The 16,614-nt window shown below is 69.7% G+C and carries 13 protein-coding genes and 1 pseudogene; 8 read left to right on the top strand and 6 right to left on the bottom strand.

Annotation, left to right across the window (positions count from 1 at the left end):
* Positions 1 to 981 precede the first annotated feature (981 nt).
* Together ACIRP7_RS31295 and ACIRP7_RS31290 are read left to right on the top strand one after the other, a co-directional pair.
* Positions 982 to 1,959: a polysaccharide lyase family 1 protein gene (locus tag ACIRP7_RS31295; protein ID WP_403666019.1), complete on the top strand. Its 978-nt coding sequence runs from the start codon at positions 982 to 984 to the stop codon at positions 1,957 to 1,959.
* Between the two features lie 44 nt (positions 1,960 to 2,003).
* Positions 2,004 to 2,807 (top strand): pectate lyase, encoded by an 804-nt coding sequence (locus ACIRP7_RS31290; protein WP_403666017.1) that lies wholly within the window; start codon positions 2,004 to 2,006, stop codon positions 2,805 to 2,807.
* Positions 2,808 to 2,871: 64 nt separating this feature from the next.
* Here ACIRP7_RS31290 and ACIRP7_RS31285 read toward each other — a convergent pair whose 3' ends face one another.
* On the bottom strand, positions 2,872 to 3,630 hold the full coding sequence (locus ACIRP7_RS31285) for a PaaX family transcriptional regulator C-terminal domain-containing protein (RefSeq protein ID WP_403666015.1): 759 nt from the start codon (positions 3,628 to 3,630) through the stop codon (positions 2,872 to 2,874).
* A gap of 75 nt (positions 3,631 to 3,705) precedes the next feature.
* Between ACIRP7_RS31285 and ACIRP7_RS31280 the strand changes: the two genes are divergently transcribed.
* Positions 3,706 to 5,364, top strand: a complete 1,659-nt coding sequence (locus tag ACIRP7_RS31280) for an acyl-CoA dehydrogenase family protein (RefSeq protein ID WP_403666013.1) — start codon at positions 3,706 to 3,708, stop codon at positions 5,362 to 5,364.
* Positions 5,365 to 5,368: 4 nt separating this feature from the next.
* Positions 5,369 to 5,524, top strand: a complete 156-nt coding sequence (locus ACIRP7_RS31275) for a hypothetical protein (protein ID WP_403666011.1) — start codon at positions 5,369 to 5,371, stop codon at positions 5,522 to 5,524.
* A gap of 172 nt (positions 5,525 to 5,696) precedes the next feature.
* On the opposite strand, the gene ACIRP7_RS31270 is transcribed toward ACIRP7_RS31275, so the two are convergent.
* On the bottom strand, positions 5,697 to 6,284 hold the full coding sequence (locus tag ACIRP7_RS31270) for a hypothetical protein (protein ID WP_403666009.1): 588 nt from the start codon (positions 6,282 to 6,284) through the stop codon (positions 5,697 to 5,699).
* Between the two features lie 228 nt (positions 6,285 to 6,512).
* Between ACIRP7_RS31270 and ACIRP7_RS31265 the strand changes: the two genes are divergently transcribed.
* Positions 6,513 to 7,655: a WD40/YVTN/BNR-like repeat-containing protein gene (locus tag ACIRP7_RS31265; RefSeq protein WP_403666007.1), complete on the top strand. Its 1,143-nt coding sequence runs from the start codon at positions 6,513 to 6,515 to the stop codon at positions 7,653 to 7,655.
* Between the two features lie 114 nt (positions 7,656 to 7,769).
* On the opposite strand, the pseudogene ACIRP7_RS31260 reads toward ACIRP7_RS31265, so the two are convergent.
* Positions 7,770 to 7,982, bottom strand: a pseudogene (locus tag ACIRP7_RS31260) (class II fructose-bisphosphate aldolase); the annotation flags it as partial.
* Positions 7,983 to 8,124: 142 nt separating this feature from the next.
* Here ACIRP7_RS31260 and ACIRP7_RS31255 point away from each other — a divergent pair.
* The gene (locus ACIRP7_RS31255; protein ID WP_403666005.1) at positions 8,125 to 8,913 is read left to right on the top strand and encodes a DeoR/GlpR family DNA-binding transcription regulator; all 789 of its coding nucleotides are present in this window, start codon (positions 8,125 to 8,127) and stop codon (positions 8,911 to 8,913) included.
* A 62-nt stretch (positions 8,914 to 8,975) separates the two neighbouring features.
* On the opposite strand, the gene ACIRP7_RS31250 is transcribed toward ACIRP7_RS31255, so the two are convergent.
* From ACIRP7_RS31250 to ACIRP7_RS31240, 3 genes are read right to left on the bottom strand one after another with little or no spacing between them, the layout of a single operon-like run.
* Positions 8,976 to 9,803 carry a carbohydrate ABC transporter permease gene (locus ACIRP7_RS31250; protein ID WP_326671072.1) on the bottom strand — a complete coding sequence of 276 codons (828 nt, stop codon included), beginning with the start codon at positions 9,801 to 9,803 and terminating at the stop codon, positions 8,976 to 8,978.
* A gap of 56 nt (positions 9,804 to 9,859) precedes the next feature.
* The gene (locus tag ACIRP7_RS31245) at positions 9,860 to 10,825 is read right to left on the bottom strand and encodes a carbohydrate ABC transporter permease (protein ID WP_403666003.1); all 966 of its coding nucleotides are present in this window, start codon (positions 10,823 to 10,825) and stop codon (positions 9,860 to 9,862) included.
* Between the two features lie 5 nt (positions 10,826 to 10,830).
* A complete protein-coding gene (locus tag ACIRP7_RS31240; RefSeq protein WP_403666001.1) occupies positions 10,831 to 12,111 on the bottom strand; it encodes an extracellular solute-binding protein in 1,281 nt (426 codons plus the stop codon).
* 173 nt (positions 12,112 to 12,284) lie between these two features.
* On the opposite strand from ACIRP7_RS31240, the gene ACIRP7_RS31235 reads away from it, so the two are divergent.
* Positions 12,285 to 13,184, top strand: a complete 900-nt coding sequence (locus ACIRP7_RS31235; protein WP_403665999.1) for an SIS domain-containing protein — start codon at positions 12,285 to 12,287, stop codon at positions 13,182 to 13,184.
* A gap of 413 nt (positions 13,185 to 13,597) precedes the next feature.
* Positions 13,598 to 16,570, top strand: coding sequence for a TIM-barrel domain-containing protein (locus tag ACIRP7_RS31230; RefSeq protein WP_403666316.1), 2,973 nt, complete (start codon positions 13,598 to 13,600; stop codon positions 16,568 to 16,570).
* Positions 16,571 to 16,614 lie beyond the last annotated feature (44 nt).

Below are 16,614 nucleotides of genomic sequence, written 5' to 3'. Positions count from 1 at the left end.
CGGCAGGATGAGTTGATCTGGGTCAACAGGGCTGGTTGCCAAGGCAGTTGGGGGTGGCTGAGACAGCTCGGCGCGTCGGGAGATCGTGCCGCCCGAGCACAACCTCTTCGGCCTGTTCGTAGTGAGCCACGTGTACCGCTCGCCGGGACCGGAAACCGCCTGACGCTGGTGGAGGCCCTGGCCACCGGCTCCGACTGGCGCCGCTGGCGCCGCTGTTACCGCGCCTGGACCGCGGCTTCTTGCACGCGATGGGGAAGACCTGGTGCGCGGCCGCGCACCGATCGCCGATGTCCGGGGAGGCGCCCAGGAGGGGCAGGGGCGCCTCGGCCGCCTGCCACCAGCCGGCGAGGCTCGGGTGGGCGAGGCTCGACGCGCCGACGGTGTCCGAGGTCGTCGTGTGGACGTGCCGGCGTGTACCGGAAGACCGTCGGGGCCTTCACGGAGTCGATCGGCCGGCAGGCGTCCCGATCGGGGTCGTTCAGCGGGTCGGCGGAGATCCAGCCGAAGAACTCCGGCAGCGGGACGGCCCGGTCGCCCGCAACCGCCGGTCCGTTGGCCAGCGACGTGAGGCCCGGGGCGGGCGGAGTGAGCACCGGGCCGCCGACAGACGTACGCATGTGTGGAGTCGCCACCGACTCACCCTCTCGGAAGCTCTCGGAGGTCCTCGGAAATCTCGCGGAAGGGAAGCGTCCGGCGAGCATCGTGGCATGCACATGGCCGCCATGGAAGCGCTCCCACACGTCGAAAGAATTCGCTCGCCGTCACCACCCCCTCCCCCACCTGGGCGACCGAATGTCTTCTGCGCAAAGCGTTGACCAGAAAGCGCTTACCCTCTACGTTCCGTTCAGCGATGTGATCGACCCGCCCCACCTGGGTCGCACATTGCCGCTCTGCACTGCGTACACAGTTCAACATGGCGAACGATCTTCACGTATATGACCAACCAGGCGTCAGGCAGGCGCCACGAAGGGACGCACCCGCATGCGTACTCGCCCCCCACGTACACAAGCGCAAAGATCCGCTCTGGCCGCCGGTGCGGTCGCGCTCGCGACGGCGGCCGCCCTGGCCGTCCCTCAGTCGGCCGCGGCCGCCGACTCCTCCCCCGTCGGTTTCGGCGCCGGAACGACCGGCGGCGGCAGCGCCTCCGCGGTCACCGTCTCCACGCTGAGCGCCTTCAAGACGGCTGTCACCGGCAGCACGGCGAAGGTCGTCAAGGTCAACGGCCTGATCTCGCTGAGCGGCACGGTCGACGTCGGCTCCAACACCACGGTGCTGGGGGTCGGTTCGTCGTCCGGGTTCACCGGCGGCGGGCTGCGGCTGAAGAAGGTCACGAACGTCGTGGTCCGCAACCTGAACATCAGCAAGCCCCTCGCACCCGCCGACGGCATCGAGGTGCAGGCCTCGACGAAGGTGTGGATCGACCACAACTCCTTCTCGGCGGACCGCGATCACGACAAGGACTACTACGACGGGCTGCTGGACATCAACCACGGCTCCGACAACGTCACGGTGTCCTGGAACACCTTCAAGGACCACTTCAAGGGCTCGCTCGTCGGCCACAGCGACAACAACGCAAGCCAGGACACCGGCCACTTGAAGGTGACGTACCACCACAACTGGTTCAACAACGTCAACTCGCGCATCCCCAGTCTGCGCTTCGGCACCGGGCACTTCTACGACAACTACGTCGTCGGCGCCGAGACCGCGGTGCACTCGCGCATGGGCGCCCAGATGCTCGTGGAGAACAACGTCTTCCGGAGCACCGGAGTCGCTGTCACCACGAACCGGAACAGTGACGTGGACGGCTACGCCAACCTGCGCGGCAACGACCTCGGTGGAGCCGCCACCGAGATCTCCCAGGTCGGCACCTTCACCACCGCTCCGTACAGCTACACCGCCGAGCCCGCCTCCTCCGTCGTCACCTCGGTGACGGGCGGCGCGGGCGCCGGAAAGCTCTGACACCCCCACACATCCACCCCCAGCAAGGAAGAAGGATTCGGGACATGACTTCTTCGGCACGTCCACGCGCGCGCAGGCGCGCGCTGACCGGAGCCATGGCCGCACTCGGCCTTTCGGTTGGCATGATCATGACACTCAATGCGCCGACGGCGACCGCGGCCACCTGGCCCACCGCCAACGGCAGCCAGGCGGTCTCCTCGACCATCGAGCTGTCCGGCACCAAGGACTACGGGATGAAGCGCCTGTACGGCACGGGCGACCTGGGCACCGACAACCAGGACGAGGACCAGGGCCCGATCCTCAACCTGGCCGCGGGCACCGTCCTGAAGAACGTCATCATCGGCTCCCCCGCCGCCGACGGCATCCACTGCGCGGGCAGCTGCACGCTCCAGAACGTGTGGTGGGAGGACGTCGGCGAGGACGCGGCGACCTTCCGCGGCTCCTCGTCGTCGAACGTGTACACCGTCTCCGGCGGTGGCGCGAAGTCGGCGAGCGACAAGGTGTTCCAGTTCAACGGCGCCGGCACGCTCAACGTCTCCAACTTCGCGGTGCAGGGCTTCGGTACCTTCGTGCGGTCCTGCGGCAACTGCTCGACGCAGTACAAGCGGACGATCAACCTCAACACCATCGAGGCGACCTACTCGGGCAACAAGCTCGTCGGCATCAACACCAACTACGGCGACAGCGCGACCCTGAAGAAGATCACGATCGTGGGCGACTCCAGCAAGAAGATCATCCCGTGCCAGAAGTACATCGGGAACAACTCGGGCAAGGAGCCGACCACGAACGGCTCCGGGCCTGACGGTACGTACTGCAAGTACGCGGCCTCGGACATCACCTACAAGTAGCCGCTCGGCTGCTGAAGGCGGCCGTACGAAGCGTCCCCGCGCGGCGCTTCGCACGGCCGCCGTGTCATGTGCGGAGCTGGTGCTGGGGCACGGTGTCCGCCAGTTCCCGCTGATAGGCCGCGTACGCGGAGCGCAACCGCGCGCCGGGCCAGTCGGGCGGCAGGAGGCCGGGCGGCAGCATCGGATCGGTCAGCAGTTGCCGTACGACCGCCGCGAAGCCGGTGAGCCGGTCCGCGGGCCGGTCCGCGCGGGCGACATGGGCGAGCAGCGCCCGGGAGTCGGCCGCCCAGCCGTCGAGGGGCCACAACGCGGCGGCCAGCTCGGGGCCGGAACCGTCCGGGCGGGCCGTGTAGCGCTGGGCGACCCCGTCGAGGACGTCCGGGAGCGGTCGCAGCAGGTTGGCGGGGCGCAGCCAGACGCCCTCGCGGAGTTCGGCGAGCCGCAGGGCGGTCAGCCGGGCGCGCAGCTCGGCGCGTTCGGCCGGTCCACGGCCCGTCGCGGTGATCACGACCATCTCCCAGTCACCGCTCCACGCGCGCGTGCGGGGGTGCACGGAGTCGTCCTGACGGCGCCGACGAGCCAGCAGCCGGTCGCTGAGGCCGTAGACGGTGTCGGCGCGCCGCAGGTCACCGGCGCTGACCATCCGGCTGAGCGCGGCACGCAGCGTGGAGCCGCCGATCCCGAACGACTCCACCGCGCGGACCAGGTCCTTCACCGCCATCTCCGGCGGATGCGCGCCGAGCAGCAGGCTCAGCACGACCGACCGGGCGGACAGCGGCCGCAGGTCGACCTCGCCGGGCTGCTCCGACACGTTCCTCCGCATGGTCACGTACTGTACGACCGACTTCCTCTTGTTGCGCTATTGCTACGGTCGCAGGCCGAGTGCAACATGGACTTCATGGTCTCCCTCCCCGCGCCCGATCAGGCCGCCGCGACCCACGCCGTCACCAACCAGCCCCCTCCCCTGGCCCCCTACGACGCTTCCGACGACCCCGTCCTGCTGGAGGGACTGCGCCGCGAGGGCGCCGACTGGGCCGAGGAGGGTCTGAGGCGGCTCGGTCTGCGGGCCGGCAGTGCCGAGGCCCAGGAGTGGGCGGACCAGGCCAACCGGCACGAGCCGGTGCTGCGCACGCACGACCGGTACGGCAACCGGGTCGACGAGGTCGACTTCCATCCGAGCTGGCACCACCTGATGCGGACCGCCGTCGCCGAGGGCCTGGCCGGCACACCGTGGGCGGAGGACCGTACCGGCGCCCATGTCGCGCGTACGGCGGGCGGCCTGGTGTGGGGACACACAGACGCGGGCCACGGCTGTCCGACGTCGATGACGTACGCAGCGATCCCCGCGCTACGCAGGGAGCCCGAGCTGGCGAAGGTCTACGCGCCGCTGCTGACCGGCCGCGAGTACGAGCCGGAGCTCAGGGTGCCGACCGAGAAGCGGGGCCTGCTCGCCGGCATGGGGATGACCGAGAAGCAGGGCGGCTCCGACGTCCGGACGAACACCACGACGGCCACCCCCACCGCGGAGCCCGGCGTGTACACGCTGCGCGGGCACAAGTGGTTCACGTCGGCACCGATGTGCGATGTGTTCCTGGTGCTGGCGCAGGCGCCCGGCGGGCTGTCGTGCTTCCTCGTCCCGCGCGTCCTGCCGGACGGCAGCCGCAACACCTTCCGCATCCAGCGCCTCAAGGACAAGCTCGGCAACCGGTCCAACGCCTCCTCCGAGCCCGAGTTCGACGGGACGGTGGCCTGGCTGGTCGGCCCCGAGGGCCAGGGCGTCAAGACGATCGTCGAGATGGTCAACTGCACGAGGCTGGACTGCGTGATGATGTCGGCGACCCTGATGCGCAGGACCCTCGTCGAGGCGGGTCACCACGCCCGGCACCGCAGCGCGTTCGGCGCCCGGCTGATCGACCAGCCGCTGATGCGCAACGTCCTGGCCGACCTGGCGCTGGAGTCCGAGGCCGCGACCACCCTCACGCTACGGCTGGCGGGCGCCGCCGACCGGGCCGTACGCGGGGACACCGGCGAGCAGGCGTTCCGCCGTATCACCACCGCGGTCGGCAAGTACTGGGTCACCAAGCGGGGTCCGGCCTTCACGGCGGAGGCCCTGGAGTGCCTCGGCGGCAACGGCTACGTGGAGGACTCCGGCATGCCCCGGCACTACCGGGAGGCGCCCCTGCTGTCGATCTGGGAGGGGTCCGGCAACGTCAACGCCCTCGACGTCCTGCGGGCGTTGCGCCGGGAGCCGGACACCGCTCAGGCGCTGTTCGGCGAACTCACCCTGGCCCAGGGGGCGGACGCCCGCCTGGACACGGCCGTCGCCCGCCTCAAGGACCTGCTGGTAACGGCGTCCGAGGCGGGTGCGCGCCGGCTGGTGGAGTACATGGCCCTGACACTCCAGGCCTCCCTCCTGGTCCGGCACGCCCCGTCGGCGGTCGCGGACGCGTTCTGCGCGAGCCGGCTCGGCGGCGACTGGGGGCACGCCTTCGGCACGCTGCCCGGCGCCGCGGACCTGGACGCGATCCTCGGGAGGGCGCTACCCGGCGGCGACTGAGGCCGTGCCGGCGCCGTTTCTGCTCGCGCTGGTGGTGAGCGGGCAGGTCGCACCGGAGCGGGACGACCGGGTCCTCGACGTCCTGACCGAGAGCCTGGGCCTTTTCGTACGGCGACACCCCGGGCACGCGGCCGGGGCTGGAGGTTGCCGACGGCACTGAGCACTGCGCCGCACGGCCCCGGCCCCTGCCTCGCCGCCCTCGGCCCTGCGGGAGCGCCGCTCCATGAACTCCTTGGGGTGGAGCTGTCGGCCCGGCGACGGCAGCCGACATCGCCGTCCGGGGGGTACGGCAGCGTGACGTCGTTCGCTCCACGCGGCCCCGCCCGCCGGTGCTACCTCCCGTCGGCCCGCCTCCCGGCCCACAACGGTCCGAAGTGCGCCCAGTCCGTGTCCCACTGGTCGAGGCGGCGGCGCTCCATGCGACCGCGCAGGACTCGGCCCCCCACGAAGGGGACGGCCGCGGTACTGAGGCCCACCAGTGCGCCGATCATCCCGGCACGGATCCGGGCCTGGCCCTCGGTGGCGGGCTGGGTCATCAGGCGGCCGTGGGCATCGGTCCAGACGGTGACCGGAGTGCCCTGCGCACTGCCGGGATCGACGCGCACCTGGCCCTTGTGCGGCGAACCGTCGGCCCCGGTCCAGGCCACCTCGCCCCACACCCGTTCACCGCTCGACGTGCCCGGATCGGCCGTACCCGGCGCCTGGTCGGCGAGGCGGGCCACGACGGGCCGCCACTCGACGCGCTCCAGCGCCAACTGGTGCTCGACCGCCCGGCTCACCCCCAGACCGGCGAGCACCCCGGCCACCACGGTGAGCAGCCAGGCACCGAGCACGACCCACGCCTCCAGGGCGTCGGCACGGCGTCGGAGCGGATTGCGCCGCCAGCGCCACAGCCAGACCTTCGGACCACGGAACGCCATCGAAGGCATCCTCCTCATGAGCGACGGGCGCACGAACATGCCGGACCGACCTCCCATACGGGAGATCCCCCCTCGATGCTCACGGCTCACGGCGAGTTCTCCGTCACGACGGTTCCACCGGCCGCCCCTCGCCGCGCGCATCTTGCCGAAAGCTGCCCGTCAATCGCCGGGGCCGGTTACCATCCCCGCCCTGACCTGCGGTGAAGCCCTTTCCGGAGGTGGCTGTCAGTGGCGGGGTGCAGACTGGCCGGTGTCTGGGACAAAGACGTCACGGAGGTGATCGGTATGGCCGAGAAGCTGCTTGCCGTAGGGACGCGCAAGGGCCTGTTCATCGGGCGCGAGCGCGGCGGCACCTGGGAGTTCGACGAGAGCCCGTACTTCAACGCGCAGGCCGTGTACTCGGTGGCGATCGACACCCGGGGCGGCCGCCCGCGACTGTTGGCCGGCGGTGACAGCGCGCACTGGGGGCCGTCGGTGTTCCACTCCGACGACCTGGGCCGCACCTGGGCGGAGCCGGCCCGGCCCGCTGTGAAGTTCCCGAAGGACACCGGGGCCTCCCTGGAGCGGGTCTGGCAGCTGCACCCGGCGGCGGCCGAGCCGGACGTGGTGTACGCGGGCACGGAGCCGGCCGCGTTGTACCGCTCCGAGGACCGCGGGGAGAGTTTCGAGCTGGTCCGGCCACTGTGGGAGCATCCGACCCGCTCGAAGTGGGTCCCGGGCGGCGGCGGTGAGGGTCTGCACACGGTCCTGACCGACAAGCGGGACCCGCGCGCGGTGACGGTGGCCGTCTCCACGGCGGGTGTGTTCCGCACCAGGGACGGCGGGGCGAGCTGGGAACCGTCCAATTCCGGTGTCTCCGCGGTGTTCCTGCCCGACCCGAACCCGGAGTTCGGCCAGTGCGTGCACAAGGTCGCACGGGACGCGGCCGACCCCGACCGGCTGTACCTCCAGAACCACTGGGGTGTGTACAGAAGCGACGACGCGGGGGCGCACTGGACGGACATCGGCGAGGGGCTGCCGTCCACCTTCGGCTTCGCGGCGGTCGCCCACCCCCACCGCGGCGAGACCGCGTACGTCTTCCCGATCAACGCCGACGCGGACCGCGTCCCGGCCGGTCGCCGATGCCGCGTCTTCCGCACGGCGGACGCGGGCAAGAGCTGGGAACCGCTCACTTCGGGTCTGCCGCAGGAGGACCACTACGGCACCGTGCTGCGGGACGCGATGTGCACGGACGACGCGGACCCGGCCGGCGTCTACTTCGGCAACCGCAACGGCGAGGTGTACGCCTCGGCCGACGACGGCGACAGCTGGCGGCAGCTGGCCTCACATCTGCCGGACGTGCTGTGCGTGCGCGCGGCAGTGGTCGGGTGAGCCAACAGCTCTTGGTGAGGTACGGGTACTGATCGTCGGTCAGGACCACATCGGACACGCGGACCTCTCGACGTCGACGACCGACAGGGTCTGCGGCACCGAGGTCACGGCGGCGGCCGTCGCGTGGCGCATCGCGTGCCAGCTGCCGACCGCGACAGCCAGTGCGTCGATCCCGGTGGCGGACACGAACTCGCGCGCCTGGTCGGGGTCCGTACGTGTCGGGGGTGTGTGCACTCCGTCCTCTCCGCCGATCTCGCCGAGTTCCGCCTCCACCCACAGATTCTGCGCCGCCGCGCGCTTGGCCGCGACGTTCTCGGCGTGCGGCAGGTGACGGCTGCGGCAGGTGCCGGGACTTGCAAAAAGTGCAGAGCGTTGCTTGTTTGACGGTCATAAAACACCCAATCAAGCACTGTGGTTTCATGGTGCTGCGCACATCGCGGCGCACCCCACCGACAGGGAGTTGTGAGACATGGCAGCACCGCAGGCCCGGTGGAGCGCGCTGCTGGAGATGCTGACGCGCGACGGGCGGATCGAAGTCGAGCCGGCTGCCGAGGAGTTGGGGGTCTCCGCCGCGACCATCAGGCGCGACCTCGACGAGCTGGCCCGCCAGCAGATGGTCACTCGCACACACGGCGGAGCCGTGCTCAACGCGGTCGCCTACGATCTGCCCCTGCGCTACAAGGCCGCGCGCAACGCTCCGGAGAAGGAACGGATCGCGCACGCGGCCGCCGCTCTGGTGAAGGCCGGTGCCGTGGTGGGGCTGAACGGCGGCACCACCACCACCGAGGTCGCGCGGGCGCTGGCCACCCGCGCGGACCTGAGTTCCGGCGGCGCGGAGACGGCGGTCACCGTGGTGACCAACGCCCTGAACATCGCCAACGAGCTGGTCGTACGGCGCCACGTCAAGCTGGTGGTGACCGGCGGGGTGGCACGGCCGGCGTCCTATGAGCTGATCGGGCCGCTGGCCACGGAACTGCTCGCGGAGATCGCGCTGGACCAGGTCTTCATCGGCGTGGACGCCATCGATGTGGCCCACGGGGCGACCGCCCACCACGAGGGCGAGGCCAGCATCAACCGGGCCCTGGCCCGCCGCGCGCAGCAGGTCGTCGCGGTCGCCGACTCCACCAAACTGAACAGGCGGGCCTTCGCCCGGATCTGCCCGGTGACCGACATCGACGTTCTGGTGACCGACAAGGCCGCCTCCGACGAACTGACCGAGTCGTTCACGTCGGCCGGCGTGGAGGTCATCCGCGCCTGACACGGCGCACCGCTCCCGTACCGGCCCCCGCGACGGCCCCGGCCGCGACGCGGATCCCGGCGTCATCCCCGCACACCACCCGCTGTCAGACCGGCGACGAGGTAGCGCTCCACGAAGACGAACAGCACCACCACGGGCACGATCGCGACGATCGAGGTGGCGAACAGGTACTGCCACTGCTCGTGGTACGAGGTGACGAAGCCGGGGATCGCCCGGGTGAGCGTCATCCGGTTGCCGGACGAGGTGATCGTGAGCGCCACCACGTACTCGTTCCACGCGCCGATGAAGGTGTAGACGAGCGCGGTCACCACGCCGGGCATCGCGAGCGGCAGGATGACACGGGTGAGGGCGCCGAATCGTCCCGTGCCGTCGAGCCAGGCCGCCTCCTCCAGTTCCTTGGGGATGCTCGCGAAGTACGCGTTGAGGATCCACACGCAGAACGGCAGGTTGAACGCCGCGTTCACCAGGATGAGTCCCTCGGCGGTGTCGGTCAGATCGAGGCTGACCATTTCCCGGTAGATGCCGACCAGGAGCGCGGTCGGCGCGAACATCTGGGTGACGAGGACGAGGATCAGGAAGGCGCCGCGCCCGCGGAAGCGGTGCCGTGCGGTGTAGTACGCGGCGGGCAGTCCGACGGCCAGGGCGAGCAGCGTCGAAGCCCCGGCGACGTACAGCGAGAACAGCAGGGCGTCTCCGACGCGCGGGTCGGTGAGCGACCAGATCTGCGTGAAGTTGGACCACTGCCAGTGCGAGGGCAGGTAGGAAGGCGGTGACTTCATCAGTTCGGGCGTCGGTTTGAGCGCTGTCAGCAGCATTTCCGCGTAGGGCGCGAGAAACGCGAGCGCCACCAGCCAGCCGGCCGCGGTGAGCAGGACGGTGCGCAGTTTCATCGGTCGTGGCCGCCTTCTGGGCGGCGTGGAGATGCGGGAACTGACGGTGGTTCTGCTCACGCGGTGTCCTCCTGTCGGCGGACGACGCGCAGATAGACCAGCACCACGGCGAGGACCAGCCCGAAGTTGACGACGGCCATGGCGGCCGACTCCCCCACCGACTGGTTGTCGAAGGCGAGTTTGTACAGGTAGGTGGTGGTCGTGTCGGTGCTGAAGCCGGGGCCGCCACGCGTCATGGCCCAGATGATGGGGAACGAGTTGAACACGTTGATGACGTTGATGATCGCGGCGACCACCAGCGAGGGCCGCAGCAGCGGCAGGGTGATGCGCAGGTAGGCGCGGACCGGGCCGGCGCCGTCCACCCGCGCCGCCTCGTAGATCTCGCCGGGGATGCTCTGCACACCGGCCAGCAGGACGAACGAGGTGAACGGCAGTGAGACGAACACCGCGACGCCCATCATCGCCGCCAGGGCCTGCCCGGGATGGGCCAGCCAGTTGACGGGGGCGTCGAGCACCCCGATGTCCATGAGCAGCCGGTTGATCACGCCGTAGAAGTTGTTGAGCATCCAGCGCCAGATGAGCGCCGTCATCAGTACGGACGAGGCCCAGGGCACGATCATCGCCCATCGCACCAGCCGACGCCCGGGGAAGCTCGCGTTGAGCAGTTGGGACAGGCCGAGGGAGACCAGGATCGTGACGGTGACGACCCCGATGACCCACACGAGGGTGCGCAGCAGCACTCCGGGCAGGTCGCTCTCGGCGAACAGGTCGGTGTAGTTGCCGAGGCCGGCGAATCCCTCGGACAGTCCGGTGGAGCTCACCTTCGTCAGGGACGTCCGGATCATCTCGATGATCGGCCAGACGACCATGGTCAGGATGAGGAGGGTCGCGGGCCCGAGCCACAACAGGGGCTCCAGCGCGCGCCATGACCTGCGACGGCGGCGCGGCGGATGCGGCGCCGGCGCCGCCGGGGCCGGGTGTTCGGCCCCGGCGGCGCTTGCGGTGACATCGTGTACGGCCACCGAAGTCAGTCGCCCTTCTGCGCGGTCTTCTGGATCTCGCCCAGGACCTTCGCCGGGTCGCCGCCCGCCACCCCGCTGCCGATGCGCTGTTTCACCGCGCCGTCGACCGCGGCCCATGCCGGGTCGTCGGCGGGGGCGAACTCGGCGCTGGAGAGGGCGTCGACGAACGGCTTGTAGTAGGCGGCGTTCCGGCTGTCGGAGCTGAGCACCTGACCGGCCGAGGCGGTGACCGACAAGAACCCTTCGGTGGAGACGAACTTGGCGGCGTTCTCCTTCTGGTAGAAGAAGTCGAGGAACTTCTTCACCGCCGCCTTGTTCGAGCCGTCGCTCTTCTTGAACGCGACGAGGTAGTCCTGCACACCGAGCGTCTTGTGGGTGCTGCCGTCCTTGCTGGGCAGGGCCGCGACGCCGTAGTTCAGTTTCGCGTCGACCGGGTCGATGAAGCCCTTCCGCATGAAGACCGCCCCGTTGAGCATGCCGATCTTGCCCTGGGCGAACTGATTGAAGACGTCCTTGCGGTTGGTGGCCTCCGGGTTGGGCTGGGTGACCTTGTCCTTCGTCAGTTTCCGCAGATAGCTGAGCGTGTCGACGTTGGCCTGCTGGTCGATCGCCCACTTGCCCGAAGTGTCGGTCCAGCCGCCGCCGTTGTTCATCGCCCAGATCTGGAACTCGGCCTGCGCCTCCTCGGGGCCCAGGGGCAGCCCGAGGCCGATGTAGCCGGCCTTCTTGATCTTCTTGGCGTCGGCCTCGACCTCGGCCCACGTGGACGGCGGCTCGGCTATGCCCGCCTTGGCGAAGATGTCCTTGTTGTAGAAGAACAGGCGCGCGCTGGAGATGAAGGGCAGGCCGTACTGGGTCCCCTGGTACTGCGCCTTCTGCCGGAACAGTGGGAGGAAGTCGGACAGCACCTTCGGGGAGACGACGTCCTGCGCCTTGTGGACCAGGCCGTCGCGGGCGAAGTCGGAGAACTTGTTGTAATTGAGGACGTCGGGTTCCTGCTTGGTCTGGACGTACGTCTTGACCTTGGAGTCCATCTGCTCCCAGTCGACGACTTCGAGGTTCACCCGGTAGCCGGGGTTCGCCTTTTCGAAGTCCTTGATCAGCGCGGTCCAGTAGGCCTGGGTGTCGTCGTCGTACTTCGCCGCGACGAACCTGATCGTCCTGCCGTCGGATCCGCCGCTGTCCGAGGAGCTGCCCTTGCCGCAGCCGGTGAGGGCCAGTGCCAGGGCCGTACCCCCGGCGAGGCCCGCGAGGTGCCGTTTCACGGAGTACCTCTCCGCACGCATGGCGTGCTTGGTCAAGCGCGTGCTCGCCTGATTGCGCGCCCGCTTGCTTGTTTATGCTCGATTACTGGTGCTATCAATCATCGAACGACATGATGCTCAATCAAACGCGCACGCTGTCAAGGGCCGTCGCATCACGTATCGGTCACGCCGTGCGCCCGAGAGGGGAGTCCCCGATGAGTCGGACCGACATCGAGATCGCCACGCAGCCCGACTGCTGGCGGCAGGCCGTGGCGCTGGCCCGGAGGCCCGACGGCCCCGTCTCCGCCTCGCTGCCGCGGCCCGGTGAACGGGTGGCCGTCGTCGGCTGCGGGACGTCCTGGTTCATCGCCCAGGCCTACGCGGCACTGCGGGAGTCGGGCGGCCACGGCGAGACCGACGCCTTCCCCGCCTCCGAGATGCCGCACGGGCGGGCCTACGACCGGGTGGTCGCGCTGACCCGGTCCGGCACCACGACCGAAGTGCTGGAGCTGCTCGGCCGACTGCGCGGGCACACGCCCACGACCGCGGTGACCGCGGTGCCGCAGTCGCCGGTGGCGGGACCGGCGGACGCCGTCGTCGTACTCGACTTCGCCGACGAGACCTCGGTCGTGCAGACCCGGTTCGCCAGCACCGAACTGGTGCTCCTGCGAGCCCACTTGGGCGAGGACCTGGAACATCTGCCGCAGCAAGGGCGCTCCGCGCTGGACGAACCGCTGCCGGCCGGGTTGCTGAAGGCCGAGCAGTTCACCTTCCTGGGGCAGGGCTGGGCCTACGGGATCGCCCAGGAGGCGGCGCTGAAGATGCGCGAGGCGGCGGGCGCCTGGACCGAGGCGTACCCGGTGATGGAGTACCGGCACGGCCCGATCAGCGTCACCGCTCCCGGCCGCGTGGCGTGGTGGTTCGGAGACCCGGCGGACCTACCGTCCGGCCTCGCCGACGACATCGCGGAAACCGGCGGGCAGTTGGTGGCACTCGGCCGGGACCCGCTGGCGGATCTCGTCGTGGCGCACCGGCTGGCCTCCGCCCTCGCCTCGGCACGCGGGCTGGACCCGGACAATCCGCGCCATCTGACCCGTTCCGTGATCCTGGCCTGACCGGGCGTTCCCCGCGAGGATCCCGGAAGTCGCAGAATTTACCCGCCCGTTACACACGCTTTCCGAGTCCGCCGAGGCCGGTCGGCGGGCTCCGGGACCGACCGCCACCAGGGACAACAGCCGCTCCACGACAGCCCTCGGGGCACTCGGGGCACCGGATGCCCCGCATGTTGACAGCTGGCGGTTCCCGCAAGAGCATGTGCGAAATCCCTCTGAATCTTGCATCTGTACGCAGAATCAAGCAGACCTCAGCTGGCGGGCGCCGCGTCATTTCGTGACTGTGCGCTCCGCACGCCACCGGCACCACGCACCTCCGCTCCTGAGCCACCGTCCTGTCCGACAGGAGGACACGAGTGCACGCCCGATCGAGCAGTCCCGGCGGCCTGTTGTTCGCTGCCGCACTGACCGCCGCCATGCTGATGGCGCCCGTCACCGGTTCCACCGCAGCGGCAACGGTCTCCGCCCGCCCCAGCACCGCCACCACCGGCGGACCGAAGGTCGTCGTCACCGCGCACGCCGTCACGGTCTCCGTGCCGGCCTCCGCGGGCGCCCCCGGCTACGCCCTCGACGTGGCCACCGGCGAACTCGCCCTGACCACGCGCCGAGCCGGGAAGACCGTGCTCGCCACCGCGTCCGGCGCGACCGGCGCCCTGCGCTTCACAGCAGCCGACGGCACGTGGCAGCACGCGACCGACGTCACCGACTGGACGTGGAAGAACGGCGTCCTGACCGTCACCGCCGACAGCACACTCGACGGTGCCACGGTGGAGGCCCGGATCACCCCCGGCGCCGACCGCTACCAGCTCGACTGGGACGTCCGGGGCGGCGCACCGAAGCAGCTGGGACTCACCTACGACCTGTCGTCGGCCGGCCACTGGTACGGCCACGGCGAGGCGGAGACACCACAGGGCGGTCCCGGCACCGACCAGCCCTGGCCGCTGGACGCCGGCGAGGTCGACCACCCGACCTTCGGCCCTGCGTCGTACCACATGATCGACCCGTTCTGGTACACCTCCAAGTCGACCGGTCTGCATGTCGACACCGGAAATGTCATGGACGTGGCGCTCAACAAGGGCAAGGACGGCCTCGGCAGCTTCGTCGTCGAGTCGCCCGACACCTTCAAGGCCACCGTGTTCGTCGAGTCGACCCCGCTGGCGGTCTACCGCGACTACATCGGCATCGTCGGCAAGCCCCTCAAGAGCGACGCCCCGTACGAGCAGTACGCGAAGCCGCTGTGGAATTCCTGGGCGCAGTTCTACACCAAGGTCGACCAGGAGAAACTGCTCGACTACGCCACCGACCTCCACGACAACGGGCTGGACGGGCACACCATCCAGCTCGACGACAAGTGGGAGTCGAACTACGGCAATCTGACCTGGGATCCCAAGACCTTCCCCGATCCCAAGGGCCTCTCCAAGAAGATCCACGACATGGGGTTCGACTTCGGCGTCTGGGTCACCCTGTGGATCAACCTGGACTCCGCCAACTACCGGTACGCGGTCGACCACGGCTATCTGCTCATGGACGCCGAGGACAAGACCAAGCCGTGTGACGTGACCTGGTGGAACGGCGAGGCGGGGATCATCGACCTGGCCAACCCCGAGGCCAAGGCCTGGTACGAGGGCAACCTCAAGTCCCTCATGGGTACGTACGACATCGACGGGCTGAAGTTCGACACCCGCTTCTTCGACGAGCGGTGCGCCCCGCGCGAGGGCTCCCAGGTCACGGACTACCAGAAGCTCGGCACGCAGCTCGCCGACGAGTTCGACCTCCAGGGCGCCGGTATCCGGGTGCACTGGAACAAGACGGCCCACGAGGCCGGCTTCGTGACCCGTCAGGTCGACAAGGGCACCGGCTGGGACTCCCTGCGTGCCTCCGCCTCCCAGAACCTGGCCATCTCCACCATCGGCTACCCGTTCGTCGAGTCCGACATGATCGGCGGCTCCGGCGGCCAGCCCGCACCGACGAAGGACGTGCTGGTGCGGTGGGCGCAGTCCGCCTCGCTGATGCCGCTGATGTACGGCTCGACCTCCCCGGTGGACACCAACGACACCACCACCGGGCAGAAGGTGGACTACGACCAGGAGACGGTCGACCTCTACCGGCAGGCGATCAAGACGCACGAGAAGCTCGCCCCCTATATCTGGGACCAGGTGCAGAACACCCTGAAGACCGGCGATCCGATCATGCGGCCGCTGTTCTTCGACTTCCCGAAGGACGAGGCGAGTTACACGGTCGCCGACGAGTGGATGCTCGGCCCGGCCGTACTGGCCGCGCCGAAGCTGAGCTCCGGCGCGACCCGTTCCGTCCATCTGCCGCCGGGCACCTGGTACGACGTGAACCAGGGCACCGTGATCCGCGGTCCCAAGACCCTGAAGGGCTACTCGGCGCCGCTCGGTGTCACCCCGGCCTTCGTCAACCTCAAGGCCAAGGGCGCCGCCAAGGCCATCAAGGCGCTCAAGCGCGACGACGCTCCGGCCGCCTCCGTCCTGATCACCCCGGACGCCCCGGCCACCGACGCGGGCAAGCCGTTCCAGGTGACCACCGAGGTGACCAACTGGAGCACCGGGACCATCAAGAACGTCAAGGCGGCCCTCGGCCTGCCCGACGGCTGGAGCGCCAAGGTGACCGGCCCGACCACCGCGAAGTCCCTCAAGAACGGTGCCACCCTCACCACCACCTGGACGGTGACCCCGGCCGAGGACGCCCGCTGGGGCAGCCATGACCTCACCGGCACCGCCACCTACACCGGATCCAAGGGCTCGACGAAGGTCTCCGATACCGTGCAGGCCCAGGTGAAGGCCGCCCCGGGCAATGTGCAGGCGCCGTACCTGACGACCGACACCACCTCCGAGGACCCGCAATACGCCCAGGCCGGTGACCAGTTCGCCATCTGGGCGGGCGGCCAGGACCTGTCCGGCTGGAAGGACGAGAAGGGCGTCATCTACCGCGACGACGTGGCAGGCGAGAAGTCCACCGTGCAGGCCCAGTTGGTCTCGCAGAACAGCGCCTCACCGGTCGGCAAGGCGGGCGTCGCCCTCGCCAACGACCTGACCGCACCCGAGAAGGGCGGTTACGCGGTGCTGGTCATGACCCAGAGCTACGGCCTGGAGTTCATGACCGACAGCAACGGCGACGGGAAGCTCGACACCTGGGCGGGCGGCGGCGCCACCTACCACCCGGCGTATCTCAAGCTGACCCGGGACGGCACCACCTACACCGCGTACGCCGGCAAGGACGGCCGGACCTGGTCGCAGGTCGGCACCGCCCAGGTCCCGTCGGCCGCAGGCACCGAGGACGCCGGGATGGTCGCCAGTGCGGCCAACGTCAACTACCCCGGCCAGGACATCGAAGCCGTCTTCAGCGGATTCACCGTCACCTCCTGACACACCGGTATCACCCTCCCGGTTTCCCGGCAGGCCCCTCCTCC

It is taken from the genome of Streptomyces sp. NPDC102270, assembly GCF_044766405.1.
Lineage (GTDB): Bacteria > Actinomycetota > Actinomycetes > Streptomycetales > Streptomycetaceae > Streptomyces.
Note: the sequence above shows the minus strand (reverse complement) of the source record. Positions and strands in the feature narration are given on the sequence as shown.

Coding starts and splice junctions, on each gene's coding strand:
- ACIRP7_RS31270 (WP_403666009.1), bottom strand. CDS start 6,284: ATGGCGTTCCGTGGTCCGAAGGTCTGGCTGTGGCGCTGGCGGCGCAAT.
- ACIRP7_RS31255 (WP_403666005.1), top strand. CDS start 8,125: ATGGCAGCACCGCAGGCCCGGTGGAGCGCGCTGCTGGAGATGCTGACG.
- ACIRP7_RS31280 (WP_403666013.1), top strand. CDS start 3,706: ATGGTCTCCCTCCCCGCGCCCGATCAGGCCGCCGCGACCCACGCCGTC.
- ACIRP7_RS31240 (WP_403666001.1), bottom strand. CDS start 12,111: ATGCGTGCGGAGAGGTACTCCGTGAAACGGCACCTCGCGGGCCTCGCC.
- ACIRP7_RS31285 (WP_403666015.1), bottom strand. CDS start 3,630: ATGCGGAGGAACGTGTCGGAGCAGCCCGGCGAGGTCGACCTGCGGCCG.
- ACIRP7_RS31235 (WP_403665999.1), top strand. CDS start 12,285: ATGAGTCGGACCGACATCGAGATCGCCACGCAGCCCGACTGCTGGCGG.
- ACIRP7_RS31290 (WP_403666017.1), top strand. CDS start 2,004: ATGACTTCTTCGGCACGTCCACGCGCGCGCAGGCGCGCGCTGACCGGA.
- ACIRP7_RS31230 (WP_403666316.1), top strand. CDS start 13,598: ATGCTGATGGCGCCCGTCACCGGTTCCACCGCAGCGGCAACGGTCTCC.
- ACIRP7_RS31295 (WP_403666019.1), top strand. CDS start 982: ATGCGTACTCGCCCCCCACGTACACAAGCGCAAAGATCCGCTCTGGCC.
- ACIRP7_RS31250 (WP_326671072.1), bottom strand. CDS start 9,803: ATGAAACTGCGCACCGTCCTGCTCACCGCGGCCGGCTGGCTGGTGGCG.